Source organism: Bradyrhizobium sp. CCGE-LA001, from assembly GCF_000296215.2.
Classification (GTDB): Bacteria; Pseudomonadota; Alphaproteobacteria; order Rhizobiales; family Xanthobacteraceae; genus Bradyrhizobium.
The window spans coordinates 4,519,957-4,534,419 of record NZ_CP013949.1 but is presented as its reverse complement, the minus strand read 5'-3'; the positions used below and the strand labels follow the sequence as shown (position 1 = coordinate 4,534,419).

17 protein-coding genes and 1 tRNA gene are annotated in these 14,463 nt (G+C 64.1%); 12 read left to right on the top strand and 6 right to left on the bottom strand.

The window, feature by feature from the left end; genetic code table 11:
- Positions 1-21: 21 nt before the first annotated feature.
- A complete protein-coding gene (locus BCCGELA001_RS21000) occupies positions 22-396 on the bottom strand; it encodes a hypothetical protein (RefSeq protein WP_008547830.1) in 375 nt (124 codons plus the stop codon).
- A gap of 129 nt (positions 397-525) precedes the next feature.
- Positions 526-735: a hypothetical protein gene (locus BCCGELA001_RS20995; RefSeq protein ID WP_008547828.1), complete on the bottom strand. Its 210-nt coding sequence runs from the start codon at positions 733-735 to the stop codon at positions 526-528.
- A 355-nt stretch (positions 736-1,090) separates the two neighbouring features.
- On the opposite strand from BCCGELA001_RS20995, the gene BCCGELA001_RS20990 reads away from it, so the two are divergent.
- A complete protein-coding gene (locus BCCGELA001_RS20990) occupies positions 1,091-1,981 on the top strand; it encodes a hypothetical protein (protein WP_060736216.1) in 891 nt (296 codons plus the stop codon).
- Between the two features lie 58 nt (positions 1,982-2,039).
- On the opposite strand, the gene pepT is transcribed toward BCCGELA001_RS20990, so the two are convergent.
- The 4 genes from pepT to BCCGELA001_RS20970 all read right to left on the bottom strand — a co-directional run bounded on the left by pepT (position 2,040) and on the right by BCCGELA001_RS20970 (position 4,364).
- A complete protein-coding gene (gene pepT / locus BCCGELA001_RS20985; protein ID WP_060736215.1) occupies positions 2,040-3,290 on the bottom strand; it encodes a peptidase T in 1,251 nt (416 codons plus the stop codon).
- Positions 3,291-3,394: 104 nt separating this feature from the next.
- Positions 3,395-3,724 carry an HU family DNA-binding protein gene (locus BCCGELA001_RS20980; RefSeq protein WP_008547812.1) on the bottom strand — a complete coding sequence of 110 codons (330 nt, stop codon included), beginning with the start codon at positions 3,722-3,724 and terminating at the stop codon, positions 3,395-3,397.
- Between the two features lie 200 nt (positions 3,725-3,924).
- Positions 3,925-4,001 (bottom strand) — tRNA-Asp (locus BCCGELA001_RS20975).
- A 159-nt stretch (positions 4,002-4,160) separates the two neighbouring features.
- Positions 4,161-4,364 (bottom strand): hypothetical protein, encoded by a 204-nt coding sequence (locus tag BCCGELA001_RS20970; protein ID WP_008547811.1) that lies wholly within the window; start codon positions 4,362-4,364, stop codon positions 4,161-4,163.
- A gap of 306 nt (positions 4,365-4,670) precedes the next feature.
- Between BCCGELA001_RS20970 and BCCGELA001_RS20965 the strand changes: the two genes are divergently transcribed.
- The 11 genes from BCCGELA001_RS20965 (at position 4,671) to nuoF (ending at position 14,462) form a co-directional block, all read left to right on the top strand.
- Complete coding sequence (locus BCCGELA001_RS20965; RefSeq protein WP_060736214.1) at positions 4,671-6,929, top strand: TonB-dependent siderophore receptor; 2,259 nt, start codon at positions 4,671-4,673, stop codon at positions 6,927-6,929.
- A gap of 22 nt (positions 6,930-6,951) precedes the next feature.
- A complete protein-coding gene (locus BCCGELA001_RS20960) occupies positions 6,952-8,088 on the top strand; it encodes a PepSY-associated TM helix domain-containing protein (protein ID WP_060736213.1) in 1,137 nt (378 codons plus the stop codon).
- Positions 8,088-8,318: a hypothetical protein gene (locus BCCGELA001_RS20955; RefSeq protein ID WP_060736212.1), complete on the top strand. Its 231-nt coding sequence runs from the start codon at positions 8,088-8,090 to the stop codon at positions 8,316-8,318. The genes BCCGELA001_RS20960 and BCCGELA001_RS20955 overlap by 1 nt, the downstream gene beginning before the upstream one ends.
- A 248-nt stretch (positions 8,319-8,566) precedes the next feature.
- On the top strand, positions 8,567-8,932 hold the full coding sequence (locus BCCGELA001_RS20950) for an NADH-quinone oxidoreductase subunit A (RefSeq protein ID WP_008547797.1): 366 nt from the start codon (positions 8,567-8,569) through the stop codon (positions 8,930-8,932).
- Complete coding sequence (locus BCCGELA001_RS20945) at positions 8,923-9,510, top strand: NuoB/complex I 20 kDa subunit family protein (protein WP_008547795.1); 588 nt, start codon at positions 8,923-8,925, stop codon at positions 9,508-9,510. The genes BCCGELA001_RS20950 and BCCGELA001_RS20945 overlap by 10 nt, the downstream gene beginning before the upstream one ends.
- An 11-nt stretch (positions 9,511-9,521) precedes the next feature.
- Positions 9,522-10,136 (top strand): NADH-quinone oxidoreductase subunit C, encoded by a 615-nt coding sequence (locus tag BCCGELA001_RS20940; RefSeq protein ID WP_008547793.1) that lies wholly within the window; start codon positions 9,522-9,524, stop codon positions 10,134-10,136.
- A gap of 2 nt (positions 10,137-10,138) precedes the next feature.
- Positions 10,139-11,335 (top strand): NADH-quinone oxidoreductase subunit D, encoded by a 1,197-nt coding sequence (locus BCCGELA001_RS20935; RefSeq protein WP_008547791.1) that lies wholly within the window; start codon positions 10,139-10,141, stop codon positions 11,333-11,335.
- Positions 11,335-12,297, top strand: coding sequence for an FkbM family methyltransferase (locus BCCGELA001_RS20930; RefSeq protein ID WP_060736211.1), 963 nt, complete (start codon positions 11,335-11,337; stop codon positions 12,295-12,297). The genes BCCGELA001_RS20935 and BCCGELA001_RS20930 overlap by 1 nt, the downstream gene beginning before the upstream one ends.
- 12 nt (positions 12,298-12,309) lie before the next feature.
- A complete protein-coding gene (nuoE, locus tag BCCGELA001_RS20925) occupies positions 12,310-12,921 on the top strand; it encodes an NADH-quinone oxidoreductase subunit NuoE (RefSeq protein ID WP_060736210.1) in 612 nt (203 codons plus the stop codon).
- Positions 12,921-13,121, top strand: coding sequence for a hypothetical protein (locus BCCGELA001_RS20920; RefSeq protein ID WP_008547768.1), 201 nt, complete (start codon positions 12,921-12,923; stop codon positions 13,119-13,121). The genes nuoE and BCCGELA001_RS20920 overlap by 1 nt, the downstream gene beginning before the upstream one ends.
- Positions 13,122-13,136: 15 nt before the next feature.
- Positions 13,137-14,462, top strand: coding sequence for an NADH-quinone oxidoreductase subunit NuoF (nuoF, locus tag BCCGELA001_RS20915; protein ID WP_060736209.1), 1,326 nt, complete (start codon positions 13,137-13,139; stop codon positions 14,460-14,462).
- The last annotated feature ends 1 nt before the right edge of the window (position 14,463 follow it).

Here is a 14,463-nt window from a genome sequence, read left to right as displayed (position 1 = left end):
CATTCGGCGCGTCAGCGCCGATCAGGCCCGGGTTCGAGGAGGATGGTCGGGAGGCTTGGCCGCGAGGCCGTCGCGCAGGCGGTCATCGGCCGGCGCAAGCGCGCGCGTCTGCGGCTGCCGCTCGATCGTCGAGCTCACTGCGGACGGAGCGGAGAACGACAGGCTCAGCATGCACAGCGCGACGAACGGACAGGAGTCGCAGGATTTACTCTTGGTCTCGTCCGGGCAGCAGGGCATGTCGTCCGACATGGCCTGGCCGTCGTCGGACATCGCGGGCATGCTGCTTCCGGCGCCCGGTACTGCCATAGCCGATGCCGGCGTCGCCAGCGGTGCGAGCACAAGCCCGACCGCAACGAGCAGCATCACCAAAGCCTTGGCGAACCGAGTCCGGAGCATACGCCATTGTCGCATGGTGCGGCGGAACCTGCAAATCGCAGCACATCACGACTTGGCCATTGGTTTGCTCGTCGTATCCTGAACGGCGCCCAGGCCACCCGGCATTAACCTACGCCGAGGAGCGCTCCGTTACCGCAACGCCTGCCGTTCGGTTGCCGGCCGGGCGAGCGTGCCAGTGTCTTCGGGCTCGATCGTGACGACGGCACGATAGCTCGCTTCCATTGCGCGCTCGAGCCATTTGATGGCTTCGTCGATCCACTCGTCGTGGTGTTCGGGATCGGCGAGGGCCTTTTCCCGGAATGCATCTGCCTGATGCAGGCAGGCTGTCCTGCGATCCACGTGGCGCTCCCGATCCGGAAGGTTCCGCCCCGGTTGCATCTTTGATGATCTCGCCCCCGGCGTCCTTAACATAGGACAAGCAGGAGCCGCGCAAACGAAAGGGCCCCAGCCGGGAACTGACCGGCTGAGGCCCTTTGTGCTCACAATCTTCATTCTTGGGACTTGAGCAGACAATGCGCATCCCGCCGGTTCGTTCCCGGAGATATGTCCAATTTGGAACGTTCCTCATACCTCGCGATTAGCGAGCTGAAGAACTGAGGAGGACGGACAATGGACGGACTTATTTATTTGATCGGCTTGATCGTCGTCATCATGGCGATCCTGTCGTTCTTCGGCCTGCGTTGAGAGAGCGGCGATGACGGTCGAAACGTTGATGCGGGAAGAAATCATGGAGGGCGGCCTTGAGGGCGAAGCCCCTCGCAGCATCCAGTGGAGTTCGGTGTTTGCAGGCGCGCTTGCGGCGAGCGCCATGTCGTTCATCCTGATCGGCTTTGGCGTCGCGGTCGGCCTGGGTGTCAGTTCGGCCTCGCCGACCTGGCGCGATGCATCGGCAGCGCTGGCGCTGCTCTCCGGGCTCTATCTGATCATCCAGGCGATCATCAGTTTCGGCTTCGGGGGCTACGTCGCGGGCCGGACAACCCGGCCGGCACCGGCGCTTGCAACGATCGAGGACGATGGCGAGCGGCGCGACGGGCTGCATGGCCTGATCGCCTGGGCGCTGGCCGTGCTCGCCGGCGCAGCGCTGCTGGCGCTGCTTGGAGCTGCTGCGCTCGATCGCTCACCGATGCGCAGCTCGGCGAGCAATACGTCCGCGGCCGAGCCGCTCTTGAGCTATGAGCTCGACAAGCTGTTCCGCGCACCGCGCCGCGCGCCGAACACTGATCTCAGGGAAGCCCGCGCCGAAGCGGGGCGTATCCTGATGACGTCATCCAGCCACAGCGGCGTTGCCGCCGATGACCGGACCTACCTCGTGCAGCAGGTCGCCGCGGTCACGGGCTTGGCGGCCCCCGACGCTGAAAAGCGCGTCGATGCGCTGATCGCGGACGCGAAGACGGCCATCAATCGCGCGCGGCGTAACTCGATCATCGTGGCCTTCTCGGTCGCAGCCGCGACCCTGATCGGCGCCGCAGTGGCCTGGGCCACCGCCGTCGCCGGCGGACGCCACCGCGATGGCGAGCCGTTGCCGAACTGGATGGCGAGCTCGAACCGCTTCCATCGCAATCCGCGCGCGATGCCGGTGCCGTAGCCTTTCAAGCGATCGGCCGGGCGGGTAAGCCCGGCCAAGTTAGATCTGCGGGCGCGCTTTACGCCTTCTCTTCCCAGATCATGGCGAGGTGCACGATCGTCTGCACCGCCTTTTCCATGTCCTGCCGGCTGACCCATTCGAGCCGGGAATGAAACGCGTGCTCGCCGGCGAAGATGTTGGGGCAGGGCAGGCCCATGAAGGACAGGCGCGAGCCGTCGGTGCCGCCGCGGATCGCGGTGCGCATCGGGCGCAGGCCGGCGCGGCGGATAGCCTCGATGGCATATTCGAGGACATGCGGGTGACGGTCGATCACCTGCTTCATGTTGCGATACTGCTCGCGCACCTCGAATGTGTAGGTCGAGCGCGGATAGTCCTTCATCACGTCCTTGACGATGCTCTCAAGCAGGACCTCCTTCTCCTTCAAGCCTTCCTCGGTGAAGTCGCGCACGATGAAGGAGAGCGTCGCCTGCTCCAGCGCGCCCTCGATGCCGACAGGATGCAGGAAGCCCTGCTTGCCCGAGGTCGTCTCCGGCGAGCAGCCTTCCTTCGGCAGGCGCTCGACGATGGCGGCGGCGATCTTGATCGCGTGCTCCATCTTGCCCTTGGCGTAGCCCGGATGGGCGCTGACGCCGTTGATGGTGATGGTGGCTCCGTCGGCCGAGAAGGTCTCGTCCTCGACGCAGCCCGCGCTTTCGCCGTCCATGGTGTAGCCGAAGTCGGCGCCCAGCTTGCTCAGGTCGACATTGTCGACGCCGCGGCCGATCTCCTCGTCCGGGGTGAACAGGATCTTGATGGTGCCGTGCTTCACATCGGGATTGTTGATGAAGAAATGCGCGGCATCCATGATCTCGGCGACGCCGGCCTTGTTGTCGGCGCCCAGCAGCGTGGTGCCGTCGGTGGTGATGATGTCGTTGCCGATCTGGTTCTTCAGCGCAGGGTGCTCATTGAAGCGGATCACCTGGCTGGTGTCGCCGGGCAGGGTGATGTCGCCGCCGCGATAGTTCTTCAGTAGCTGCGGCTTGACGTCCTTGCCGGTGACGTCGGGCGAGGTGTCCATGTGCGAGCAGAAGCAGATCACCGGCACCTTCTTGTCGGTGTTGGCCGGGATCGTGCCATAGACATAGCCGTAATCGTCGAGATGGGCGTCCGCAACGCCCATGGCCTTCAGCTCGGCGGCGAGCACGCGGCCGAGATCCTTCTGTTTCTCGGTGGACGGCGAGCGAGGGGATTCCGGATCGGACTGGGTGTCGATGGTGACGTAGCGCAGAAAGCGCTCGGTCACGGTGTGCGAGAAGGTGAGGGAGGACATTTCTGGTCAAACCGCCGGGTCTTTGGGGAAGCAGGCGGTATATCAGAAAAGCGGGCCGTGATGCGGCCGCAACGGGGCGGTTCAGGCTTAACGAAACGTGAGTCCTAGATCGCTTCCTTCAATTCCTTGACCGGGCGGAACGCGACCTTCTTGCTGGCCTTGATGTGGATGGCCTCGCCGGTGGAGGGATTGCGGCCGGTCCGGGCGGCGCGCTTGCGGACCTGGAGGATGCCGAGCCCGACGATGCGGACGCGGTCGCCCCTCTTGAGGTGCTTGGTGATCAGCTCGACCATGTCGGTCAGAACGGCCTCGGCGCGCTTCTTCGACAGGTCCTGGCTCTCCGCGATGTCGGCGGCAAGATGCTTGAGCGTGATGGTGGCGGCCGCGGCTGCCTTTTTCGCCGAATCCTTCTTAGCCAAATCCTTCTTAGCCATCTCTGGCCTCCTCGATTCCAATGACAGGGAAGCCCGGAAAGGCCGGAAACGCGTGGGGATCCCTCTAAGTCCTGGAAGGCGTAGACGATTCGGGCGCAGGCTGACTATGCCGCGAGTTCCCGCCGGACGCCGGCAGTCCATGGCCTGGATGCGACAGGGCGTCGGGAAGTTCGGCTAAGGGTATGAAGGGATTGCCAAAATGGCGCGAGAGACGGGGCTCGAACCCGCGACCTCCGGCGTGACAGGCCGGCGCTCTAACCAACTGAGCTACTCCCGCGTGGTTCGCTGAACGCGCGCGGAACGAGGGGGACTTAAAGGTGGGGCTGGGTGAAGTCAAGGACGTTGCGCTTTGCCGCCGCATCTCGGCTAAGCATTGCTCTGGAAAACGAAAAAGGCCGCCCGGGGGCGGCCTCTGGTCAGCCCTGGAAAGGGCGTGTCAGCGAATCTGGGACGTGCCCGCGCTCGTCACCGCCACCGGCTTTCCGGCCTTGATGACCTGGGTGGACTGGGCGGTCTGGCTGTAATCAGCGTTGGTCCGGGCTGCGATCCCGAAGCCGGCCACGGCAATACCGGCAATCAGCGCCACCACCACGATCTTCAGGTGGGTCGCACGATCAGCAGAGTGAATTGAGTGGTTCATCTGAGCCTCCCGACGGGCTTTGCCGTCGTCTATGGGCTCTTCTTCTAGGGACTCTCTGTTTCCGGATGGTTTCGCGGGTTCCGCAAAATGGTTTCATCTCCCCGCTTGGCGGGTTTCGTGCGCGGAGGAGGCGGGGCCGGTCGCGGCAAATCTTGGAGTATTTCTAAGACCCGTTCTAAGAAGCTTTCAATTAGGGAATTCGCGCGCCCTCACATAAGCGTCATCGGAAGCGCATGCCGTCGTGGGACCGAGGGCATGCCGCATCAAAACATGCAGCTTTGGGGTGGCGCGTTGAACAGTCTTGGAATGCTGCGGTCGGCCGTATTGGCGACCGCGTCCGCTTGGGTATTGATGCCGCAGGCGTCGCTCGCACAATCATCGCCGCAGAGTGGCGCGCAGAACATTCCGTCGGTGACGGTCACGGCGCCGGAAGCGCGCCGCCGCGCCGCCGCGACCCCTCAGCGCCGCGCGCCGCGGTCGTCTTCGGTGCAGAGCGCCAACAGGAACAGGCCGCAGCCGCAGCGCGAGGTCGGCTTCGTGGAGACGCCGCTCGGTCCGGTGAACGGCTACGTCGCCGGCCGCAGCTCGTCGGGCACCAAGACCAACACCCCGATCATGCAGACGCCGCAGTCGGTCTCGGTAATCGGCGCCGAGCAGATTCGCGACCAGAAGGCGAACAAGCTCGACGAGGTCCTGCGCTACACCGCCGGTGTGCGGGCCGGAACGTTCGGCACGGACACCCGCAACGATTGGTGGCTGATCCGCGGCTTCAAGTCCGAAGACATCGGGCTGTTCCTCGACGGCATGCAGCTGTTCTACACGTCCTATGCGAGCTGGAAGCTGCAGACGCCCAATATGGAGCGCGTCGAGGTGCTGCGCGGCCCATCGGCGGTGCTCTACGGCGGATCGAGTCCGAGCGGCATCGTCAACGTCATCAGCAAGATGCCGCCGGCCGAGCCGATCCGTTACATCGAGACCGGCGTCAATAATTTCGGCAACGCGTATGTCAGCTTCGACATGGGCGGACCGGTCACGGTCGCGCCCGAAAACGGCAAGCTGTTCTACCGCGTCGTCGGCCAGGTTCAGAACGGCGGCACGCAGGTCAACTTCACGCCCGACAACAACTACTTCATCGCGCCGTCATTCACCTGGCAGCCCGACGCCGACACGAGCTTCACGGTGCTGGCCTCGGCCTCGAAGCAGGACACCCGGGGCATCAACTTCCTGCCTTACCAGGGCACTGTGACCAACGCGCCGTTCGGCAAGATCCCGACCAGCTTCTTCGTCGGCGATCCCGCGGTCGATAAGTTCACCCGCGAGCAGGAGATGCTCGGCTATCAGTTTTCACGCAATCTCACCGACGATCTGACGTTCCGCCAGAACGCCCGCTTCGCGCATGTCGACATCAGCTATCGCGGCTATGTCGGCAACGGCTGGGACAACATCAATACCGCCACGATGGCCCGCTACAATTGGTATGCGAAGAACACCGCAAATCAGGCCAATCTCGACAACCAGCTCGAGTATCGCTTCAATACCGGCCCGGTCAGGCACACGATGCTGTTCGGGGTCGATCTGAGGGGCTACCAGATCGACGACTATCAGGCCTTCAATTTCGGCACCGTTCCCTCGATCAACGTCTTCAATCCCGCTTACGGCATCAACATTCCGCTTGCGGGGGCGCCGTTCCGCAACTTCCTGATCACGCAGAAGCAGGCCGGCACCTACCTCCAGGATCAGATGAAGCTCGGCAACTTCACGCTGGTGCTGAGCGGCCGCAATGACTGGGTCGAGACGACGCAGGAAGCGCGCGACACCGGCGCGTTGGTCGGCAGCCGCGACGACAGCAGGTTCAGCGGCCGCGCCGGGCTGATCTACAATTTCGACAATGGCATCGCGCCCTACGTCTCCTATTCGACGAGCTACAATCCGATCATCGGTCTCAACGCCCAGAACCAGCTGTTCCTGCCGGAAACCGGCAAGCAGGCCGAAATCGGCGTGAAGGTCGCGCCAAGAGGTTTCGACGGTTATTTCACGGTCGCGGCGTTCGATCTGGTCCGTCAGAACGTTCCGACGACAGTGCCGGGCAGCACGCCGCTCCTGCAGAACCAGACCGGCGAGGTGACCTCGCGCGGCATCGAGCTTGAAGCCGTGGCGAATGCCACGAAGGAGCTGAAGTTCATCGGTGCCTTCACGGCCTACCATCTCTTCACCAGCAAGGATCTCGATCCGACATTGGTCGGCAAGACGCCGACCAACACGCCGGAGCTCCTGGTCTCGGGCTGGGCCGACTACACCTTCAGGGACGGACCGCTTGAGGGCTTCGGTTTCGGCGGCGGCGTACGCTACGTCGGCTCGTCCTGGGCCGATGCTGCCAACACCCTCGAGGTTCCCGCAGTGGTGCTCGGCGATCTCGCGGTCCACTACGAGTGGCAGAACTGGCGCACGGCGCTCAACGTCATCAACGTGACCGACAAGATGTATGTCGCGAGCTGCGCATCGGCGTCGTCCTGCTTCTACGGTGACCGCCGGCGCGTGACCGCTAGCGTCTCCTACAAATGGTGAGCGCAGGCGTGGGCAGGCGGTCGTGAAGGCGCGCACGGTCAGGCTCTGGTCCGTGGTCCACACCTGGACCAGCCTGGTCTCGACCGTGTTCCTGTTGCTGCTCTGCCTGACCGGCCTGCCGCTGGTGTTCCATCACGAGATCGATGAGCTCCTGGGCTACGCCCCCCAGCCCGAAGCTCATGCGAGCGCGGCGCGCGCGACGCCGCAAGCCGTCGCCGACGCCGCGCTCGTCGCCGATCCCGGCCGGGTCATGCAATATATCTCCTGGGACAAGGACGAGCCCGGGATCGTGATGGCCTTCACCAACAACGCGCCTGACGGGCTTCCCGACAATGCGACGGTGCGGGCCTTCGACGCCGTCTCGGCCAAGCTGCTCGGGCCGGTCGGCGTCGGGCCGATGCTGATCGTGCTCAAGCTGCACACCGACATGTTCGCCGGCCAAGCGGGGAAATTGTTTCTGGGTGCGATGGGGCTGCTCTTCGCCGTCGCCATCGTCTCGGGCGTGGTGCTGTATTGGCCGTTCACCCGCCGCCTGCGCTTTGCCACCATCCGCGATCATGCCTCCCGCCGCGTGCGCTGGCTCGACTGGCACAATCTGATTGGGGTGGTGACGGTGGCCTGGGCGCTGGTGGTCGGGCTGACCGGCGTCGTCAACACCTGGGCCGAGCTGATGCTGAACCAGTGGAAGGCGACGGAGCTCGCCAGCATGGTCGCACCCTATGCCGGCAAGCCGCCGCCCGTGCATCTGGCCTCGCTCGACGATGTCGTCGCCCGGGCGAAGGGGGCCGCCCCCGGCATGGACGTCGCCTTCATCGCGTTTCCCGGCACGCCGTTCACCTCCTCGCATCATTTTGCTGCCTTCATGCGCGGCGACACGGCACTGACGGCGCGGCTGCTCAAGCCCGTCCTGCTCGACGGCGAGACCGGAGAGGTTGCAGACAGCAGGGCGCTGCCGCTTTATCTTCAAGCCCTGTTGATCTCGCAGCCGCTGCATTTCGGTGATTACGGCGGCATGCCGCTCAAGGTGATCTGGGCCGTGCTCGACCTGCTCACGATCATCGTGATCGGCAGCGGCCTGTATCTCTGGCTGGCGCGGCGGCGGAAACGGACGTCGGCGCGGCTCGACACATTCGCCAGACGAGCCCCGGTCCCGTCGTGATGCATGGCTCGTCCGATCGCGCGCGCCTGTGGATACGTGTCTTTGCTGCACCTATCCTGCTCGCGGCCGCGACCATCGTCGGGCTTCTGGCTGCGCTGCTCTGGGGCGTGGTCGGCCAGTATGTCGCCTGGGTGACCGTCGGGGCGCCGGTGCTGGTTGTCGCCTGGGTTTGGGTGCGCTGCCGCAGCGAAAAAATCGGGCCATTTTCCAGGCCAACGCGGGGCCCGTAGCCCGCGCGGCGCGCGGCCCGCAATCTCAGATCGCTGCCCTGCGAAATTGCGGCCGGCCTTGCTGGGGCAGGCGATCTGCTCCATACCAGCGCGCGGGGTGATTCCGGCGTTTCCACCGTTCTGGAGGCCGCAAAGGGCCTAAAATGAGCGTGTCTTGCGCCCATTGGTGCACTGCGCTAAGGCTCAGAATAATTCCAAACCGGACGAATCCGTGGCTGTCCCGAGGCTGCGGGAAAAAGGGCTCGTCAATGAGCGGTATTCTGCAGAACTATCTCCCACTCGTCGTCTTTATAGGGGTAGCTGCCCTCATCGGCCTCGTGCTGCTGATTGCGCCCTTCATCGTTGCGTTTCAGCAGCCGGACCCGGAAAAGCTGTCGGCGTATGAGTGCGGTTTCAACGCCTTCGACGACGCCCGCATGAAGTTCGACGTCCGCTTCTACCTGGTCGCCATCCTCTTCATCATCTTCGACCTCGAGGTGGCGTTCCTGTTTCCCTGGGCGGTGGCGTTCGGCAAGCTTGGCGCGACCGGCTTCTGGTCCATGGTGGTGTTCCTCGCCGTGCTGACGGTCGGGTTCGCCTATGAATGGAAGAAGGGAGCACTCGAATGGGATTGAACCCTGCATCGTCCACCGGTCCGGTCGTCGCGCCGGCCCCCAAGGGCATTCTGGATCCGTCGACCGGCAGGCCGGTCGGCGCCAATGATCCGTTCTTCCTCGAGGTCAATTCCAAGCTGTCCGACAAGGGCTTCTTCGTGGCCGCCACCGACGACCTCATCACCTGGGCGCGCACCGGCTCGCTGATGTGGATGACCTTCGGTCTTGCCTGCTGCGCGGTCGAGATGATGCAGGTGTCGATGCCGCGCTACGACGTCGAGCGCTTCGGCTTCGCCCCGCGTGCCTCGCCGCGCCAGTCCGACGTGATGATCGTCGCGGGCACGCTGACCAACAAGATGGCCCCGGCTCTGCGCAAGGTCTACGACCAGATGCCCGAGCCGCGCTACGTCATCTCGATGGGCTCCTGCGCCAACGGCGGCGGCTACTATCACTATTCCTACTCGGTCGTGCGTGGCTGCGACCGCATCGTGCCGATCGACATCTACGTGCCGGGCTGCCCGCCAACGGCGGAAGCGCTGCTCTACGGCGTGCTGCTGCTGCAGAAGAAGATCCGCCGCACCGGCACCATCGAACGCTAAGGTTTTACGTCATGGACGACGCCAAGCTCGACGCCCTGGGGCAGACGATCGTTAGCGCGCTGCCGGGCGCCGCCACCGGTCACTCGGTGGCCTTCAACCAGCTCACGGTGGACGTCGAGGCGGCTGGGATCGTCGAGGTGGTCAAGTACCTGCGCGACGATCCGAAATGCCGTTTCGTCAATTTCACCGACATCACGGCGGTGGACTATCCCGATCGCGAGAAGCGTTTCGACGTGATCTATCATTTCCTGTCCCCGACGTTGAACGCGCGGATCCGGCTGAGGGCGCAGGCTGACGAGACCACGCAGGTGCCGTCGCTGATCGACGTCTTCCCGGGCGCGGACTGGTTCGAGCGCGAGGCCTACGACCTTTATGGCGTGTTCTTCGTCGGCCACCCCGACATGCGCCGCATCCTCACCGATTACGGTTTCGAGGGCCATCCGCTGCGCAAGGATTTCCCGCTGACCGGTTTCGTCGAGGTCCGCTACGACGACCAGGAGAAGCGGGTGGTGTACGAGCCCGTCCGGCTCAACCAGGAATTCCGCAAGTTCGATTTTCTCTCGCCATGGGAAGGGGCGGACTATCCGGTCCTTCCGGGAGATGAGAAAGCGGGACCGAAGGCCTGATCATGAACGAGCAACCTGAACAGCTTCGCAATTTCACCATCAATTTCGGTCCGCAGCATCCGGCCGCGCACGGCGTGTTGCGCCTCGTGCTGGAGCTTGACGGCGAAGTCGTCGCGCGCGTCGATCCCCATATCGGCTTGCTTCACCGCGGCACCGAGAAGCTGATCGAGCAGAAGACCTATCTGCAGGCGATCCCTTACTTCGACCGGCTCGACTATGTCGCGCCGATGAACCAGGAGCATGCCTTCTGCCTCGCCGCCGAAAAGCTGCTCGGCATCGAGGTGCCGCGCCGTGGCCAGCTGATCCGCGTGCTTTATTGCGAAATCGGCCGCATCCTGTCGCATTTGCTCAACGTCACCACGCAGGCGATGGACGTCGGCGCGCTGACCCCGCCGCTGTGGGGCTTCGAAGAGCGCGAGAAGCTGATGGTGTTCTACGAGCGTGCCTCGGGCAGCCGCATGCACGCGGCCTACTTCCGCGTCGGCGGCGTGCATCAGGACCTGCCGCAGAAGCTGGTCGACGACATCGAGGCCTGGTGCGATCCGTTCCTCAAAGTCGTGGACGACCTCGATCGGCTGCTCACCGCCAATCGCATCTTCAAGCAGCGCAACGTCGACATCGGCGTGGTGCCGCTCAAGGAAGCCTGGGAGTGGGGCTTCTCGGGCGTGATGGTGCGCGGCTCCGGCGCGGCCTGGGACCTGCGCAAGTCGCAGCCTTATGAATGCTATGCCGAGATGGATTTCGACATCCCGATCGGCAAGAACGGCGACTGCTACGACCGCTACCTGATCCGCATGGAAGAGATGCGCCAGTCCGTGCGCATCATGAAGCAGTGCATCCAGAAGCTGAACGCGCCGGACGGGAAGGGCCCCGTCGTCGTCGAGGACAACAAGGTCGCGCCGCCGCGCCGTGGCGAGATGAAGCGCTCGATGGAGGCGCTGATCCACCACTTCAAGCTCTACACCGAAGGCGTCCACGTGCCGGCCGGCGAGGTCTATGCCGCGGTCGAGGCGCCCAAGGGCGAGTTCGGCGTCTATCTCGTTTCTGACGGCACCAACAAGCCCTACAAGTGCAAGATCCGCGCGCCGGGCTTTGCCCATCTCCAGGCCATGGACCACATCTGCCGCGGCCATCTGCTCGCCGACGTCTCGGCGATCCTCGGCTCGCTCGACATCGTGTTCGGAGAGGTCGATCGGTGATGGCGCAGGCGCCAATCCAGTTTGACCGCGCCTCGGGGGCCCTTGAAGGGGCCAACCTGTGGGAGCGGACGGCTGCCTTGGCGCTGGTGACGGGTTCGAAGATCTCCTCGCACTTCTCGCATATGGGCTACATCGCCTGTGCGAACCTGCTGCGCAAGACGCTGCCCGAGCGCAACATCGCCATCAGGCTCAATCCCGACGCCGTGTTCGAATTCCCTTATGGCGATGGTTATTGGAGCAAGCTGCTCAACCGCTCGTACAATTATGAAGACGAGCTGGAAGTGCTGTTCGCGGACTCCGTCGACGTCGACTACACGCTGCTCGATTGCGGTGCCAATTACGGCTATTGGTCGGTGCTGGTCTCCAGCAGCCCGTTCGGCTCGCACAAGGCCATCGCGATCGAGCCGTCGGGGCAGAACTATCCGAAGCTCGCCAACAATGCCCGCGTTAACGGCAATCGCTTCGAGACCATGAAGTGTGCGATCGGCGCGACCCGCGGCACTGCGCGCCTTTCGGGCACCAAGCACGAGGCCTTCAGCATCGCCGGCGATCCTTCGAGAGGCGGCGAGGAAGTGCCTGTCATCGCGCTCGACAATCTGATCGACGACGGCAAGATCGCCGCGACCGGAAAGTACCTGATCAAGCTCGACGTCGAAGGCGTCGAGATCGAGGCGATCAAGGGCGGGGTCCGGCTGCTCCAGGCCGACAGCGTCATCATGTGCGAGGAGCACGGCAGCGACCGCTCGCATTCAGTGTCGCGTTTCATCCTCGAACAGACCCCGCTGAAGCTGATCGTGTTCGATCCGCGCAGCAACCGCATGGAGACCGTGACCGAGCTGTCGATACTCGACCGCATCAAGGTCTCGACCCATGTCGGCTACAACGTCTTCGGCACCGCAAGCGCATTCTGGCAGGACAGGATCGAAGCCCTGAATGCGAAAACCGCGCGCCGCATGCAGTGAGAGATTGAAGAGATGTCCGTTCGCCGATTAGCCCCGAAGGAAGTCCAGCCCGCGAGCTTTGCGTTCACGGAGGAGAACCTCGCATTCGCGCGGCAGCAGATCGCGAAATATCCGGCCGGACGTCAGGCTTCCGCGGTCATCGCCATCCTCTGGCGCGCGCAGGAACAGCACGACGGCTGGGTCTCGGAAGCCGCGATCCGCGTCATCGCCGACATGCTCGACATGCCCTATATCCGCGTGCTCGAAGTTGCGACCTTCTACACGATGTTCCAGCTCGCTCCCGTCGGCAAGAAGGCCCACGTCCAGGTCTGCGGCACCACGCCCTGCCGCCTGCGCGGCGCCGAGGACCTGATCCACGTCTGCGAGCACCGCATCCATCACGAGCCCTTCCATCTCTCCAAGGACGGCAATTTCAGCTGGGAAGAGGTGGAGTGTCTCGGCGCCTGCGTGAACGCGCCGATGGTGCTGATCGGCAAGGACACCTACGAGGACCTGACGAAGGAAAGCTTCGGCAAGGTGCTCGATGGTTTCGCTTCGGGCAATCCGCCCAAGCCGGGCCCGCAGAACGGCCGCCAGTTCTCGGCGCCGATCACCGGACCGACGACGCTCAAGGAGATCACCTGATGCGTGATCTCATCGCAATCGGAGGGAGCACGGCCGTGAAGAGATGGGGCTTCGTCGCCATGCATGCCGCGATCGCGGCTGCCTTCATGTTCCTGCTGCAGCGCTTCTTCATGAACGCGTCGCAGGAGACCAGTCTGCTCTGGGCGCTGTTCTTCGCCGTCTGCGCCGCCGGACTTGCCTACAAGCAGTCCATTCGTTGATCGGAAAGCACTGATATGCTCGAGGACAAGGACCGCATCTTCAAGAACCTCTACGGCCTCCACGATTGGGGGCTCGAAGGCGCGCGGCGCCGCGGCGCCTGGGACGGCACCAAGAACATCATCGACAAGGGCCGCGACTGGATCATCAACGAGATGAAGGCGTCGGGCCTGCGCGGCCGCGGCGGCGCCGGCTTCCCGACCGGCCTGAAATGGTCGTTCATGCCGAAGGAATCGACCGACGGCCGGCCGAGCTACCTCGTCGTCAACGCCGACGAGTCCGAGCCCGGCACCTGCAAGGATCGCGAGATCATGCGGCACGATCCGCATCTCCTGATCGAGGGCTGCCTGATCGCGAGCTGCGCGATGAACGCGCACACCTGCTACATCTATGTCCGCGGCGAGTTCATCCGCGAGCGCGAGCATCTCCAGGCCGCGATCGACCAGGCCTATGACGCCAAGCTGGTCGGCAAGGACAATGTCAACGGCTGGCCGTTCGACATCTACGTCGCCCACGGCGCCGGTGCCTATATCTGCGGCGAGGAGACCGCGCTGCTCGAAAGCCTCGAAGGCAAGAAGGGCCAGCCGCGCCTGAAGCCGCCGTTCCCGGCCAATGTCGGCCTGTTCGGCTGCCCGACCACCGTCAACAACGTCGAGTCGATCGCGGTCGCGCCGGACATCCTGCGCCGCGGCGCGGCCTGGTTCGCAGGAATCGGCCGTCCGAACAATGTCGGCACGAAGCTGTTCTGCATCTCCGGCCATGTCGAGCGTCCCTGCAACGTCGAAGAGGCCATGGGCATCCCGTTCCGTGAGCTGATCGAGAAGCATTGCGGCGGAATCCGCGGCGGCTGGGACAACCTCAAGGCGGTGATCCCCGGCGGCTCGTCGGTGCGCATGGTGCCGGCCGAGCAGATCATCGACACGCCGATGGATTTCGACAGCTTGAGCAAGCTGCGCTCGGGTCTCGGCACCGCCGCCGTGATCGTGATGGACAAGTCGACCGATCTGATCCGTGCGATTGCCCGCATCTCCTATTTCTACAAGCATGAGAGCTGCGGCCAGTGCACGCCGTGCCGCGAGGGCACGGGCTGGATGTGGCGCGTGCTCACCCGCATGGCCGAGGGCCGCGCCCACAAGCGCGAGATCGACATGCTCCTCGAAGTGACGAAGCAGGTCGAAGGCCACACCATCTGCGCGCTCGGCGATGCAGCGGCATGGCCGATCCAGGGCCTGATCGCGCATTTCCGTCACGAGATCGAAGCGCGCATCGACCAATATTCGCACAAGGCCGACATCGACGATGCCGGCGTCCGCGATCCCGTGAACATGGTCGCGGCGGAGTAGG

Bases quoted from the DNA above. Each gene is read 5' to 3' on its own strand.
- BCCGELA001_RS21000 (WP_008547830.1), bottom strand. From the start codon at position 396: ATGCTCCGGACTCGGTTCGCCAAGGCTTTGGTGATGCTGCTCGTTGCG.
- BCCGELA001_RS20990 (WP_060736216.1), top strand. From the start codon at position 1,091: ATGACGGTCGAAACGTTGATGCGGGAAGAAATCATGGAGGGCGGCCTT.
- pepT (WP_060736215.1), bottom strand. From the start codon at position 3,290: ATGTCCTCCCTCACCTTCTCGCACACCGTGACCGAGCGCTTTCTGCGC.
- BCCGELA001_RS20980 (WP_008547812.1), bottom strand. From the start codon at position 3,724: ATGGCTAAGAAGGATTTGGCTAAGAAGGATTCGGCGAAAAAGGCAGCC.
- BCCGELA001_RS20970 (WP_008547811.1), bottom strand. From the start codon at position 4,364: ATGAACCACTCAATTCACTCTGCTGATCGTGCGACCCACCTGAAGATC.
- BCCGELA001_RS20965 (WP_060736214.1), top strand. From the start codon at position 4,671: ATGCTGCGGTCGGCCGTATTGGCGACCGCGTCCGCTTGGGTATTGATG.
- BCCGELA001_RS20955 (WP_060736212.1), top strand. From the start codon at position 8,088: ATGCATGGCTCGTCCGATCGCGCGCGCCTGTGGATACGTGTCTTTGCT.
- BCCGELA001_RS20950 (WP_008547797.1), top strand. From the start codon at position 8,567: ATGAGCGGTATTCTGCAGAACTATCTCCCACTCGTCGTCTTTATAGGG.
- BCCGELA001_RS20945 (WP_008547795.1), top strand. From the start codon at position 8,923: ATGGGATTGAACCCTGCATCGTCCACCGGTCCGGTCGTCGCGCCGGCC.
- BCCGELA001_RS20940 (WP_008547793.1), top strand. From the start codon at position 9,522: ATGGACGACGCCAAGCTCGACGCCCTGGGGCAGACGATCGTTAGCGCG.
- BCCGELA001_RS20935 (WP_008547791.1), top strand. From the start codon at position 10,139: ATGAACGAGCAACCTGAACAGCTTCGCAATTTCACCATCAATTTCGGT.
- BCCGELA001_RS20930 (WP_060736211.1), top strand. From the start codon at position 11,335: ATGGCGCAGGCGCCAATCCAGTTTGACCGCGCCTCGGGGGCCCTTGAA.
- nuoE (WP_060736210.1), top strand. From the start codon at position 12,310: ATGTCCGTTCGCCGATTAGCCCCGAAGGAAGTCCAGCCCGCGAGCTTT.
- BCCGELA001_RS20920 (WP_008547768.1), top strand. From the start codon at position 12,921: ATGCGTGATCTCATCGCAATCGGAGGGAGCACGGCCGTGAAGAGATGG.
- nuoF (WP_060736209.1), top strand. From the start codon at position 13,137: ATGCTCGAGGACAAGGACCGCATCTTCAAGAACCTCTACGGCCTCCAC.